The 12,900-nt window shown below is 72.6% G+C and carries 9 protein-coding genes, 1 other RNA gene and 2 pseudogenes; 8 read left to right on the top strand and 4 right to left on the bottom strand.

Features of this window, described 5'->3' with window-relative positions:
- Positions 1-242: 242 nt before the first annotated feature.
- The 3 genes from SGLAU_RS10390 to SGLAU_RS10380 are packed head-to-tail and all read left to right on the top strand — an operon-like array spanning position 243 to position 3,180.
- Positions 243-1,100: a Nif3-like dinuclear metal center hexameric protein gene (locus tag SGLAU_RS10390; protein WP_043506466.1), complete on the top strand. Its 858-nt coding sequence runs from the start codon at positions 243-245 to the stop codon at positions 1,098-1,100.
- A complete protein-coding gene (locus tag SGLAU_RS10385; RefSeq protein WP_043500418.1) occupies positions 1,097-1,840 on the top strand; it encodes a zinc ribbon domain-containing protein in 744 nt (247 codons plus the stop codon). Before SGLAU_RS10390 ends, SGLAU_RS10385 begins: the two co-directional genes overlap by 4 nt.
- Before the next feature lie 11 nt (positions 1,841-1,851).
- Complete coding sequence (locus tag SGLAU_RS10380) at positions 1,852-3,180, top strand: bifunctional RNase H/acid phosphatase (RefSeq protein ID WP_043500417.1); 1,329 nt, start codon at positions 1,852-1,854, stop codon at positions 3,178-3,180.
- Between the two features lie 244 nt (positions 3,181-3,424).
- Here the strand turns inward: SGLAU_RS10380 and eda are convergent.
- Both eda and yaaA read right to left on the bottom strand, forming a co-directional pair.
- A pseudogene (gene eda / locus SGLAU_RS10375) lies at positions 3,425-4,057 on the bottom strand (bifunctional 4-hydroxy-2-oxoglutarate aldolase/2-dehydro-3-deoxy-phosphogluconate aldolase); the annotation flags it as partial.
- A gap of 71 nt (positions 4,058-4,128) precedes the next feature.
- Positions 4,129-4,911, bottom strand: a complete 783-nt coding sequence (gene yaaA, locus SGLAU_RS10370; RefSeq protein ID WP_043500415.1) for a peroxide stress protein YaaA — start codon at positions 4,909-4,911, stop codon at positions 4,129-4,131.
- Between the two features lie 72 nt (positions 4,912-4,983).
- Between yaaA and SGLAU_RS10365 the strand changes: the two genes are divergently transcribed.
- The 5 genes and pseudogenes from SGLAU_RS10365 (at position 4,984) to rnpB (ending at position 9,269) form a co-directional block, all read left to right on the top strand.
- Positions 4,984-6,420, top strand: coding sequence for an RNB domain-containing ribonuclease (locus SGLAU_RS10365; RefSeq protein WP_043500413.1), 1,437 nt, complete (start codon positions 4,984-4,986; stop codon positions 6,418-6,420).
- Between the two features lie 113 nt (positions 6,421-6,533).
- Positions 6,534-7,094, top strand: a complete 561-nt coding sequence (locus SGLAU_RS10360; RefSeq protein WP_043500411.1) for a Uma2 family endonuclease — start codon at positions 6,534-6,536, stop codon at positions 7,092-7,094.
- 24 nt (positions 7,095-7,118) lie between these two features.
- Positions 7,119-7,949: a helix-turn-helix domain-containing protein gene (locus SGLAU_RS10355; RefSeq protein WP_043500408.1), complete on the top strand. Its 831-nt coding sequence runs from the start codon at positions 7,119-7,121 to the stop codon at positions 7,947-7,949.
- 22 nt (positions 7,950-7,971) lie between these two features.
- Positions 7,972-8,751, top strand: a pseudogene (locus SGLAU_RS36935) (DMT family transporter); the annotation flags it as partial.
- Between the two features lie 115 nt (positions 8,752-8,866).
- Positions 8,867-9,269: RNase P RNA component class A (rnpB, locus tag SGLAU_RS33090), an RNA gene on the top strand.
- Positions 9,270-9,583: 314 nt separating this feature from the next.
- On the opposite strand, the gene SGLAU_RS10345 is transcribed toward rnpB, so the two are convergent.
- Both SGLAU_RS10345 and SGLAU_RS10340 read right to left on the bottom strand, forming a co-directional pair.
- Positions 9,584-10,798, bottom strand: a complete 1,215-nt coding sequence (locus tag SGLAU_RS10345) for an McrC family protein (protein WP_043500406.1) — start codon at positions 10,796-10,798, stop codon at positions 9,584-9,586.
- Positions 10,795-12,876 (bottom strand): AAA family ATPase, encoded by a 2,082-nt coding sequence (locus SGLAU_RS10340; RefSeq protein WP_052413701.1) that lies wholly within the window; start codon positions 12,874-12,876, stop codon positions 10,795-10,797. The genes SGLAU_RS10345 and SGLAU_RS10340 overlap by 4 nt, the downstream gene beginning before the upstream one ends.
- Between the last annotated feature and the right edge of the window lie 24 nt (positions 12,877-12,900).

Genomic DNA, 12,900 nt, shown 5'->3' with positions numbered 1-12,900 from the left:
AGGAGCGGCCGACCGTCGCTTCACACATAAGGGTGTCCCCCCGGCGGTTCGCCTGAGGGAACGGGGACGCGTGTGCTCCGCGGGCCGGCGAGCCCGCGGGGGCCCGTGTGCCGCACGGGGCGACGGGCCGGGTGCGCTCGCCGCGACGCCGGTCGGTGTGCCGCACCGTACCGGCCGCGGCCGGGCGGCGGTGCCACGACGCACCGGTTCAGGCCCGCGGAGCAGGCAGGTAGCCTGTGTCCGTGCCCCGTCTGTCTGAAGTCATCACCGCGCTGGAGAACCTGTGGCCCGCCGAACGGGCCGAGTCCTGGGACGCGGTCGGAACGGTCGTGGGCGACCCCGGCCAGGAGGTCACCCGGGTCCTGTTCGCCGTCGACCCCGTCCAGGAGATCGTCGACGAGGCCGTACAGCTCGGAGCCGACCTGCTGGTCACCCACCACCCGCTCTACCTGCGCGGCACGACGACGGTCGCCGCCTCCACCTTCAAGGGCCGGGTCGTGCACACCCTGATCAAGAACGACATCGCGCTGCACGTCGCCCACACCAACGCCGACACCGCCGACCCCGGCGTCTCCGACGCCCTCGCGGGCGCGCTGGACCTGCGCGTCGTAGGGCCCCTGGTGCCCGACCCCACCGACCCCGAGGGCCGCCGCGGCCTCGGCCGGATCTGCGAACTCGACCACCCGCTGACCGTCCGCGAACTCGCCGCGCGCGCCGCCGCGCGCCTGCCCGCCACCGCGCAGGGCATCCGCGTGGCCGGCGACCCCGGGGCGACCGTCCGCACGGTCGCCGTCAGCGGAGGCTCCGGCGACAGCCTCTTCGGCCACGTCCGCGCGGCCGGCGTGGACGCCTTCCTCACCGCGGACCTGCGCCACCACCCGGCGTCGGAAGCCGTGGCCCACAGTCCTCTCGCGCTGCTCGACGCGGCGCACTGGGCCACCGAGTGGCCCTGGTGCGAGCTGGCCGCGAGCCAGCTCGACGAGATCTCCGACCGCAACGGCTGGGGCCTTCGGGTCCATGTCTCCAAGACGGTCACCGACCCCTGGACCGCCCACGCGGCGTCCACCCCGACCTCTAGCGCAATGGGAGCCCCCAACTGAACGCCGCGCCCGCCGACCAGATCCGACTCCTCGACGTCCAGGCGCTCGACGTGCGCCTCCAGCAGCTCGCCCACAAGCGCCGGTCGCTGCCCGAGCACGCCGAGATCGAGTCGCTGAACAAGGACCTCACGCAGCTGCGCGACCTGCTGGTGGCCGCGCAGACCGAGGAGAGCGACTGCGCCCGCGAGCAGACCAAGGCCGAGCAGGACGTCGACCAGGTGCGCCAGCGCGCCGCCCGCGACCAGAAGCGGCTGGACTCCGGCGCGGTCAGCTCGCCAAAGGACCTCGAGAACCTCCAGCGCGAGATCGTCTCGCTCGCCAAGCGCCAGGGCGACCTGGAGGACATCGTCCTGGAGGTCATGGAGCGCCGTGAGTCCGCGCAGGCGCGGGTCGCGGAACTGACCGAGCGGGTCTCCTCAGTGCAGGCGAAGATCGACGACGCCACCGGGCGCCGGGACGCCGCGTTCGAGGCTATCGACGGCGAGGCGGCCACGGTCACCAAGGAGCGCGAGGTCGTCGCCGGGTCCGTCCCCGCCGACCTGCTGAAGCTCTACGAGAAGCTGCGCGAGCAGCAGGGCGGCATCGGCGCGGCCAAGCTGTACGCGCGCACCTGCCAGGGCTGCCGCCAGGAGCTGGCCATCACCGAGCTGAACGAGATCCGCAAGGCCGCCCCGGACACCGTGGTGCGCTGCGAGAACTGCCGCCGCATCCTGGTGCGCACGGCCGAGTCCGGGCTGTAGGGGTCCTCGCGGTGCGGGAGTTCATCGTCGAGGCCGACGGCGGGTCGCGGGGCAACCCGGGGCCCGCGGGCTACGGGGCCGTCGTCATCGACGCGGCGACGGGGGAGACGCTGGCGGAGGCGGCGGAGTTCCTGGGCACGGTGACGAACAACGTCGCCGAGTACCGGGGGCTGCTCGCCGGCCTGCGCGCCGCCCGCGAACTCGACCCGACCGCGCGGGTGCACGTACGGATGGACTCCAAGCTGGTCGTCGAGCAGATGTCCGGCCGCTGGAAGATCAAGCACCCCGGCATGAAGCCGCTCGCCATGGAGGCGTCCCGGGTCTTCCCGCCCGGGCAGGTGACCTACGAGTGGATCCCGCGCGAGCGGAACAAGCACGCGGACCGCCTGGCGAACGAGGCGATGGACCGGGGAGCCGCCGGCGCCCCGCCCGCCACGGGGACCACCCCCGGGACCGCCCCGGAACCGGCCGCCGCGGCCGCCGGGCCCGCTGCCGCTTCGGCCGCCGCACCCGTCGCCGGACCGGGCGCCGGAACCGCCGCGTCCGCCACGGACCCGGCCGCCGGGGTGCCCGCCACCGCGACTCCCGCCGAGGACGCCGGCACAGCCGAGGCCGACCACCGCGCCGCCCGCACCGTCGCCGCCTCCGCCACGGCACCCACCGCCGCGACCACGGCCCCCACCCCCTCGGTCGGCTGGGGCTCCGCCCCCGACCTCGGCGCGCCCGCCACCTTCGTACTGCTGCGGCACGGTGAGACGCCGCTGACTCCGCAGAAGCGCTTCTCGGGCAGCGGCGGCAGTGACCCGTCGCTCTCCGGCACCGGCCGCGAGCAGGCCGAGCGGGTCGCCGCGGCGCTGGCCCGGCGGGGCACGATCCAGGCGATCGTGTCGTCCCCGCTGGCACGCACCCGGGAGACCGCCGGGATCGTCGCCGCCCGCCTCGGCCTGGAGGTCGGGATCGACGACGGGCTGCGCGAGACGGACTTCGGCGCCTGGGAGGGCCTCACCTTCGCCGAGGTGCACGAGCGCCACCCGGAGGACCTGGCCGCCTGGCTGGCCTCCCCGGACGCCGAGCCGACCGGCGGCGGCGAGAGCTTCGCGGCGACCGCCGTCCGGATCGCCGCCGCCCGCGACAGGCTGATCGAGGCGTACGCGGGCCGCACGGTGCTGCTGGTCACCCATGTCACGCCGATCAAGACCCTGGTCCGGCTCGCGCTGAACGCCCCCGCGGAGTCCCTGTTCCGCATGGAGCTGTCCGCGGCGTCCTTGTCGGTGGTGGCGTACTACGCCGACGGCAACGCCAGCGTCCGCCTGCTCAACGACACCGCGCACCTGCGCTGAACGGTCCCTCACCGGCCGCACCGCCACCGTCCGCGCCCGCACGGGACGTACGGCCATCGTCCGCGCCCCCACCGGACGGTCCCTGCCCGGACGCACCCTCACCGCCCGCATTCCCACCGGTCGTACGGCCGCCGTCCGCGCCCTCACCGGCCGCACCGTCACTGCCCACGCCCGCACGGGTCGTACGGCCACCGGGCGCAGCCCCACCGGGCGCACCCCCACCGGCCGCACCCCCACCATCCGCACCCCCACCCAGCGCGGCCGCCTCGCGGGCCAGCCGCTCGATCCGGGTCCAGTCCCGCGCCACGACCGCCTCCGGGGGCAGCATCCAGCTCCCGCCGACGCACCCGACGTTGGGCAGCGCGAGGTAGCGGGGCGCGGAGGCGGGGCCGATGCCGCCCGTGGGGCAGAAGCGGGCCTGCGGCAACGGTCCGGACAGCGAGCGCAGGTAGGCGGTGCCGCCCGCCGCCTCGGCCGGGAAGAACTTCATCTCCCGCACCCCGCGCTCCAGCAGTGCCACCACCTCCGAGGTGGTCGACACCCCCGGCAGGAAGGGCACTCCGGAGCCGAGCATCGACTCCAGCAGGGCGTCGGTCCACCCGGGGCTGACGAGGAACCGGGCCCCCGCCGCCACGGACTCGGTCACCTGCCCCGGGGTGATCACGGTTCCCGCCCCCACCACCGCCTCCGGCACCTGCGCGGTGATCGCCCGGACGGCCTCCAGGGCGCCGGGCGTCCGCAGGGTCACCTCGATCGCCGGCAGCCCGCCGGCGACCAGGGCACGGGCGAGCGGCACGGCGTCGGCCGGGTCGGCGAGGACCACGACGGGGACGACGGGCGCGAGATCCAGGACAGACGGAAGGGAGGGCATGACCATGCCCTCATCCTGCCGGTCCCGAAGCATCCTCCGCAAAGCTCATTGCGCATGCTGCAACGAGCCTCGAAGGTTCAGTGGATCTCCTCCACCAGCACGTCCATGACCCACGCCTGCCCCGCCTTGGCCGGCGCCTGCGCCTCCACCTCGTACCCCAGCTCCCGCAGCGCCTCGACCAGCTCGGCGGGCCCCGACGGCGCCGTCCCCGCGGACAGCAGGCTCCGCACGATCCGCCCCTTCGTCGCCTTGTTGAAGTGGCTGACGACCTTCCGGGTCGGCGCGTGCAGCACCCGCACCGTCGCCGTCCGCCCGGCCACCTCACCCTTCGGCTTCCACGCCGTCGCGTACGCCGCCGACCGCAGGTCCAGCACCAGTCCGTCCCCGGCCGCCTCCGGCAGGGCCGCGGCCATCGGCGCACGCCAGAACGCGCCCAGCGCGCCCAGCCCCGGCAGCCTCACGCCCATGGAGCAGCGGTACGACGGGATCCGGTCCGTCACCCGGACCGCGCCCCACAGCCCGGAGAACACCAGCAGCGACCGCGCGGCCCGCCGCCGCGCGGCCGGGTCCAGGGTGGCCAGGTCCAGGGCGTCGTACAGCACCCCCGTGTAGATCTCCCCGGCCGGCCGCGCCCCGGCCGTCCGCAGTTCCGCGTTCTTCGCGACCTCGCCGCGCAGGCCCTCGCTCAGCCCCAGCACCTCGCGCGCCTTGTCCTCGTCGCCCGCGCACAGCTCGACCAGCTCGCCGAGCACCGTCTCGCGGGCCTCCGTCAGGGCGGGCAGCGACAGCGACTCCAGCTTCAGCGGGGCGCCCCGGCCGGAGGAGGCCTTTCCCTCCGAGGGCGGCAGCAGGACCAGCACGTTCACTCCTTCTGTTGCACTCCCGCCAGCGTACGGCGTGCCGCCCGGCACCCCCCGGCCTACGCTCGCTGTATGCCCCGCCGCCCCCTGCGCGCGACCGGCGCCCCCGGAGACCCGCTGCACGCCGCCCTCGGCGCACTGCGCACCGAGCTCGGCGTCCCCGACGCCTTCCCGCCCGAGGTCCTCGCGGAGGCCGAACGGGCGGCCCGGGCGCCGAGGATGCCGTCGTACGACGCCACCGGCATCCCCCTGTTCACCATCGACCCACCCGCCTCCACCGACCTCGACCAGGCCATGCACCTGTCGCGGCAGGGCACCGGCTACCGCGTCCGGTACGCCATCGCCGACGTCGCCGCCTTCGTCACCCCCGGCGGACGGCTCGACGCGGAGACCCACCGCCGGGTCATGACCCTCTACTTCCCCGACGCGCGCGTCCCCCTGCACCCGCCCGCCCTAGGCGAGGCCGCCGCCAGCCTGCTCCCCGACGGCCCCCGGCCCGCCGCGCTGTGGACGATCGACCTCGACGCCGACGGCCGCACCCTCGCCGTCGACGTCCGCCGCGCCCTCGTCCGCAGCCGCGCCAGACTCGACTACGCCTGGGTCCAGCGGCAGGTCGACGAGGGCCGGGCGGAGGAACCGGTCGCCCTGCTGAAGACGATCGGCCTGCTCCGCGAACGCCTGGAGACCGAACGCGGCGGAATCTCCCTCAACGTCCCCGAACAGGAGATCGTCCCGCGCGACGGCGGCTACGCACTGGAGTACCGCGCCCCCCTCCCCGCGGACGGCTGGAACGCCCAGATCTCCCTCCTCACCGGCATGGCGGCGGCCGACCTCATGCTCGCCCACGGCACCGGCGTCCTGCGCACCCTGCCCGCCGCCCCCGACGGCGCCGTGGGCCGCCTGCGCCGCACCGCGCACGCCCTGCGCATCGACTGGCCGCACCACGTCTCCTACGCCGGCCTGGTCCGCTCCCTCGACCCGCACCGCCCCCACCACGCCGCCTTCCTCCTGGAGTGCACCACCCTGCTGCGCGGCGCCGGCTACACCGTCTTCCGCGACGGCGCCCTCCCTCCTCTCACCACCCACTCCGCCGTGGCCGCCCCCTACACCCACTGCACCGCCCCCCTGCGCCGCCTCGCCGACCGCTACACCAGCGAACTCTGCCTCGCCGCGGTGTCCGGGGACGCCCCGCCCGACTGGGTGCTCGCCGCCCTCGACGCACTGCCCGCCGAGATGACGGCCGGCGCGCGCCGCGCGAGCGCCGTGGAACGGGAGAGCGTGAACGTCGTCGAGGCGGCGGTCCTCGCCCCCCGGATCGGCGAGACGTTCGACGCCTGCGTCATCGACGTCGACGACCGCCGCCCCACCACCGGCACGGTCCAGCTCACCGACCCGGCCGTCATCGGCCGCGTCGACGGCGGCGACCACCTCCCCCTCGGCGAACACCTCCGCGTCCGCCTGACGGAGGCCGACCCGGCCCGGGCGACGGTCCGGTTCACGCCCGCGTGAGGGGCCCCTGTGTGCCACGATCGAGGGAACGGTTCCCGATCTCACGGCCAGGTGATCAGCCGATGTCCCAGTCTGGCGAGCGACCGAAGAAGGAGGGGCGTGACATGACTGCCATGGCCCATGAGCCGCTCACGCAGGAAGAAGTCCTGCTGGAGGGCTTTCTCGCCCTGGACACCCCGGAGGGTTTCCGGGCCGAGCTGATCGAGGGGGAGATCGTCGTGACACCGCCGCCGGACGGGGATCACGAGGACTGCATCAATGTGATCCTGAAGCAGGTGATCCGCTGCGCCCGGACCGATATGGACTTCTCCGGGAACAAGGGCCTCAAGCTGGAGGGCAGCCCGCGGGACCACGTGATCCCCGACGGCACGTTCGCTCCCACGCAGCGGCGGCTCTACCGAGGCGCCGACCCGTGGATGCCCTGCGACGGCGTGTCCCTGGTGCTCGAGGTCACCTCGTCCAAGCCCGGTGCCGACCGCGAGACCAAACGCCGCTGCTACGCCCGGGGCGGCATCCCCCTCTACCTGCTGGTCGACCGGGAGGCCGCCGCGGTCACGCTCTTCAGCGACCCCGAGGGGCACGACTACCGCGAGCACCGCACCCGCCCCTTCGGCAAGCCGATCACCCTCCCCGGCCCCTTCGGCTTCGACCTGGACACGAGCGACTTCCTCTGATCCCCTGAGAGCGGGGGGTACGAGGTGGACGGACGGGAAGACGCGCGGTGGACACGGGCCCGGCTGGGGCGCTGCGGCCCCGCGCTCGACCTGCTCACCGCCCGCTTCGACCGGCACGTGTACGCGCCGCACGCCCACGAGGAGTTCACGGTCGGGGTGACCGTCGGCGGGCTGGAGGTCATCGACTACCGGGGCGGGCGCATCCACTCGGGGCCCGGCTCCATCGTCATCCTCGAACCGGGCGAGATGCACACCGGGGGCCCCGCCACCCCGGACGGCGGCTACGCCTACCGGGCCCTGTACGCCGCCCCGGCCCTCCTCGCCGACGGCACCCTCGGCACCGGGGTGCGGCACTTCCGCGAGCCCGTGCTCGACGACCCGGAGCTGGCCGCCGCGCTGCTGCGCGCGCACACCGAGCTGAGCGCCTGCCCGGACCCCCTGGAGGCGGAGTCCCGGCTGCCGTGGCTGCTCACGGCACTGGCCCGCCGCCACTCCACGGCCCGGGCGGCCGGCGACACCGTGCCCGGCGCCGACGGCATCGCACGCGCCGTACGCGACCGCCTCGCCGACGAACTCGCCGACCCGCCCTCCCTCGCCGCGCTCGCCACCGACCTCGGCCTCTCCCGCTACCAGCTGCTGCGCGCCTTCCGCACGACGATGGGAGTGCCGCCGTACGCCTGGCTCGCCCAGCACCGGGTGCACCGGGCCCGCGGCCTGCTGGAGTGCGGGCTGCGGCCGGCCGAGGTGGCCGCCCTGGTCGGGTTCGCCGACCAGGCCCACCTGACCCGCTGGTTCCGGCGGGTGCTGGGGGTGACCCCGGCGGCGTACCGCAACAGCGTTCAAGACCGCGGGTGAGGGCGGGACGCAGACTGCCGCCATGACTGCACGCGGCTGGGCCCTGTTCTCCCTGATGGGAGTGGTCTGGGGCATTCCCTATCTGATGATCAAGGTGGCGGTGGACGAGCTGTCCCCGTCCGTGGTGGTGTTCGCGCGGTGCGCGCTCGGCGCCGCGCTCCTGCTTCCCTTCGCCCTCCGCCAGGGCGGTCTCGCCCGCACCGTGCGGACGCACTGGAAGCCCATGCTGGCCTTCGCGGTGATCGAGATCGTCGGCCCCTGGTGGACCCTGACCGACGCCGAACGGCACCTCTCCAGTTCCACCGCCGGACTCCTCATCGCGGGCGTGCCCATCGTCGCCCTGCTCCTGGCCCGCTTCTTCGGCGCCGGGGAACGCGTGGGCGCCCGCCGCGTCACCGGACTCGCCCTCGGCCTGGCCGGCGTCACCGTCCTCACCCTGCCGCACCTCACCGGCGGCGACGCCCGCTCCCTCGCCGAGGTGCTGGTCACGGTCGTCGGCTATGCCACCGCCCCGCTCATAGCCGCCCGGCACCTCAAGGACGTCCCGACCCTCCAGCTCATCACCCCCTGCCTCACGCTGGCCGCGCTCGTCTACGCCCCCGCAGCCTTCCTCACCCGCCCCGCCACCACGCCCTCGGCCGACGTGCTGGCCGCCCTCGCCGGCCTCGGCGTCGTCTGCACCGCGATCGCGTTCGTGGCCTTCCTGGAACTGATCAAGGAGGTCGGCCCGACCCGGGCGGGCGTCATCACCTACGTCAACCCGGCGGTCGCCGTGGCCGCGGGCGCCCTCTTCCTCGACGAGGAGCTGACCCTCGGCATCGGCGTCGCCTTCACCCTGATCCTGGCGGGCTCGGTGCTGGCCACGGCCGCGGCGCCGCAGCGGGGCGTCCGCCGGGTACCATGGTCGGCACGGCAGACGAGCCGGGCGGACGGCCGCGTGGAGTCCCCCTAGGGGGCTTCCCGAGGAACGTCCGGGCTCCACAGGGCAGGGTGGTGGCTAACGGCCACCCGGGGTGACCCGCGGGACAGTGCCACAGAAAGCAGACCGCCGGGGACCTCGGTCCTCGGTAAGGGTGAAACGGTGGTGTAAGAGACCACCAGTGCCCAGGGTGACCTGGGCAGCTAGGTAAACCCCACCCGGAGCAAGGTCAAGAGGGAACACCCCGGTGTTCCTGCGCGGACGTTCGAGGGCTGCCCGCCCGAGTCCGCGGGTAGACCGCACGAGGCCGGCGGCAACGCCGGCCCTAGATGGATGGCCGTCGCCCCGGCCCCCGCGAGGGAACCGGGGAACAGAACCCGGCGTACAGCCCGACTCGTCTGCCGCTCCTTGTTGTCGCAGGTCAGATGCCATGTTCAGTAACTGACCAAACCCTTCGGGTCGAATCCGGGTCGAATCCGCCCTCACGTATTGTCCGCCACGTCCAACCGTAGATGGGCATGGAAGGGGATATCGGGCGCTTTTCGGGCGCGAAGGTGGTCGGGAGTCGGTGTACGGCGGTAGAGGAAGCCTCGGACGAGCTCGAAGAAGTATCGTCCGGGATGTCCCCGTGTGGAGCGGCGTGATGTCGCCCGGCGGGTCGGGTCCGAGTACTACCGCGGGCTGTGCGGTCGGAGCCGCTACTGAACCGACCAGCTCACTGCGACCGGACCATGAACTCCGCGATCTCGTCGATTCCCGCCAGGAGGTCAACCGGGTCTCGATCCAGTTCCATGGCGTGCTGAGTGATGACGACTCCGGCACGCCGCACCCGGTGAGAACCCCGAGGCGATCGGCCCTTCGCGTACACCAGATGGCCGGATGAAAGACCGAGCGAGGTGCAGTAGGCCAGCATCTGGTAGAGGTCGGAACTCGGAAACCTTTCCTTGTCCTTCTCCGCCTTGTACTTGGCGTCGGCGACACCGATCGGCCGTCCGGCGTCGTCGTACCAGACCAGATCCGGCTTGAGCAGGACCGCCTCCGCCTCGTCCAGGTGGTGGTGTGCCTGAAACTGACAGCGCCCGCCATACGGCCGCAAGGCCTGCCGTAGAGCCACCGACACAAAGTTTTCGAAGACCTTCGCGAGGTCGAGCAGGAAACCGCTCACTGCCGTGTCCGTGCCACGCTGCTCGATCGACGCCTCGTGGAGAATCAGCTCGGCCAGCCGGAGGGCGGGACCGTAGCGGCTGTTGAGGCGGGAGGACGTCCAGGACGGCAGCGGTGCGCCTCGTCGGAGAGGCCTCACGCCCTCCAGCCTGACTTGCAGCCGCAGCAGCCGCCCGCGCACGTCACGGGGGACCCCCTGAAGGCGCACGAGCCGTTCCACGGCGGCAAGCAGCAGCCGGTTCTCCGGGATGTCCACCGTGAATTCGTCGAAGCTGACCTCGACAGGTACGGGGAATCCATACCGCCTGCGTATCTGGTCCGACTCCCTGATGCGGCCGCGCACCACGGGCAGTGTCTCGTCCGTATGCCGGTAGCCTTGCAACAGCCCGCGCCGCAGGGCATGTTCGGCCTGACGCTCGAAGGCGTGCGCGACGGCCGGAAGTAGGTCGTCGTAATCGCTCACCAGCACGTTCCCGTCGCCGTGTCCCCAGTGGGACCGAGGGTCGAGAGCGTATCCGAGCAGGAAGAACAACCGGCGCACCGGCAGCTTGGGGACGATCGTCAGCTGTAGGTCACCGACCCGCACGGCCCCCACCCTCGACTTCGCCCGCACCTGCCAGCGACGCGGATCACCCGGCGCGTACGGGTCGGGCCGGGCGTCCACCCAGTCGGTCGTAGCCAGGGTGCGGCCCACTGCCGGGTCCATCAGGGCGTTCGTCCATGGCCCGTGCTCCCGCAGCACCACGACGGCGTCGGCATTCGTCACGCGTCCCCTCCGGAGACAGCACGCCGCAGGGCTGCCAGGCCGTACCGGGCTTGGATGTTCACCGAGTCGTCGCCGTAGTGGTGTTCTTCCAGCAGCGGCAGGATCGAGGTGCGCCACACCCGCTCCAGCCCGCCGGGTCCGTAGACCGAGGGACGCATCAGGTACGACGGCCCGATCCGGAAGTCCTTGTCCTCGATACGCCGGTTGAGCTCCCGGTGCAGGGCGGCCACGTCCTCGGTGGGATTGATCTTCGCGCTCTTCGTCTGTTCGTCGATCCAGCGGGCCAGCATGCCGTCCGTCGGTTCCTCGTCCGGATGCAGGGCGACGAAGGCGAAACGGCGTCGCATCGCCGCGTCGACCAGGGCGATGGACCGGTCGGCCGTGTTCATCGTGCCGATGATGAACACGTTCCGGGGGAGATGGAACTCACCCGAGTACTGAAGGTCCACGGGCCGATTGCGGTACTCGAGAACGAAGTACAACTCGCCGAAGACCTTGGCGAGGTTCGCCCGGTTGATCTCGTCGATGATGAGGAAGTACGGCGTCGACGGGTCCGCCTCCGCCAAGTCCACCAGCTTGCGGAAGGGGCCCGGACGGAGGTCGAAGGCGAGCGTGCCCGTGCCGGCCGCCGCCTCCGGTTTGGTGATGGTCGGCCGGAAGCCCTCGAAGAAGTCCTCGTAGGCGTACGACGGGTGGAATTGCACCAGTTTCACGGCGCGCGGGTCACCGGCCAGGTGCTCGGCGATGTGCTGGGCGAGGTAGGTCTTGCCGGTGCCGGGCGGGCCGTAGAAGATCAACTGCTGACGGTGCTGCAGCAGGTCTCGGACCTCGGTGAGCCAATCCTCGGTGACCAGCAGCTCGTCGGCCAACGACGGGTCGATCGCTGGGAGCTCGCTGCCTGTTCGGCCGACCGCCTCCGGTTCGGGTTCCTCCGCCCGCGAGTCGTCGTCGGGGTGCGCGGTGGGCGCGAGGCGCAGGAGGTCGTTCAGCAACGAGGTCATGTCGACGATGTCGTGCTGGCTGGCGAAACGCCCTTGCACCTCTTCCGGAAGGTCGTTGTAGTCGATCCGCACGTCCATCCAGTTGACCGTCCGACGAAGCACACCGGACTTGTACTCGGCGGGGCCCGTCAGCGTACCGAGATGGAACCGGCCGTCGCTGAGCGTGCAGACCAGATCCCCTGGGTGCATGTGGGAGAGGAAGGCCAGCAGCGCCGAGGCCAGTTCCTCACGTCGGCTGGCGGGGACGCTCCGGTATCCGTGTTCCACCCGGACGCGGAGTTCCTCGGGGGAGACGGACCCGTCCACAGGGCCGATGAGGGCTGCGTTCAGCGAGCAGAAGCCCTCGGTGATCCAAGCCCGCACAAGGTCCGCGTCGTGCGCGAGATAGCCGTGCAGCAGCCAGGCGCTCGGAGCGTGCGGGACTCTCTCGTTCTCGCGCGCCAGCAGTTCCTGCAGCTCGCGGAGTTCGATCGGGCGGACCGTCTCCTCCGCGAGACGTTGCCAGTCCTGGATCTCGGCGAAGAGCTCGGCTTTCTCTGTGTCGTCGGCGCGCACTTCGGGAGCGGCACCACCGCTGCCGTCCACAACCCACTGCGCGCCCTTCGGGCGGGTGCCCCACAGCCATCGCGCCAGAGGGCCTCGATCGAGCCGGGTCTCTGCCGCCAGGGTGTCGAGGTCCAACTGGCGGCCTGCCGGGATGACACCGACGAGCTTCTGAGCGTAGGCGAAACCGTGCCGATGGGTCTCCCAGTAGGCGTACGCGGACCGGGCAGCGCCGTAGAAGGCCTCCGTGTCCGAATGCTGCTCCAGCGCTTCCCGGCCCAGTGCCGTGATGCGCCAGTACCCGTTGTTCTTGCGCAGCCACCCCGCCATCACCAGGTCGGAGGTCTGCCACTTCCAGGCGTTCTCGCCCTTCGTGTCTCCGCTCTTCAGCCGCTCCAGGTCCTCCTCGGCCAGGGGAAGTTCTGCGACGACGAGCTTCCACAGCTCACTGAAGTGCAGGCCGTCGGGCCGCTCGGCCAGCAGTTCCATCGACCTGCGGGTGCGGGGCTTCGTGCGGGCGGTCAGGGTCGGCATGGGGCGGTTCCTCGATGTCTTTAT

Source organism: Streptomyces glaucescens (assembly GCF_000761215.1).
In the GTDB taxonomy this organism is placed as follows: Bacteria; Actinomycetota; Actinomycetes; order Streptomycetales; family Streptomycetaceae; genus Streptomyces; species Streptomyces glaucescens_B.
This window is presented reverse-complemented; position numbering and strand designations above follow the sequence as displayed.

What these genes read in the sequence shown, in the direction of transcription:
- SGLAU_RS10365 (WP_043500413.1), top strand. Translation starts at nt 4,984, where the DNA reads ATGCCCCGCCGCCCCCTGCGCGCGACCGGCGCCCCCGGAGACCCGCTG.
- SGLAU_RS10360 (WP_043500411.1), top strand. Translation starts at nt 6,534, where the DNA reads ATGGCCCATGAGCCGCTCACGCAGGAAGAAGTCCTGCTGGAGGGCTTT.
- SGLAU_RS10340 (WP_052413701.1), bottom strand. Translation starts at nt 12,876, where the DNA reads ATGCCGACCCTGACCGCCCGCACGAAGCCCCGCACCCGCAGGTCGATG.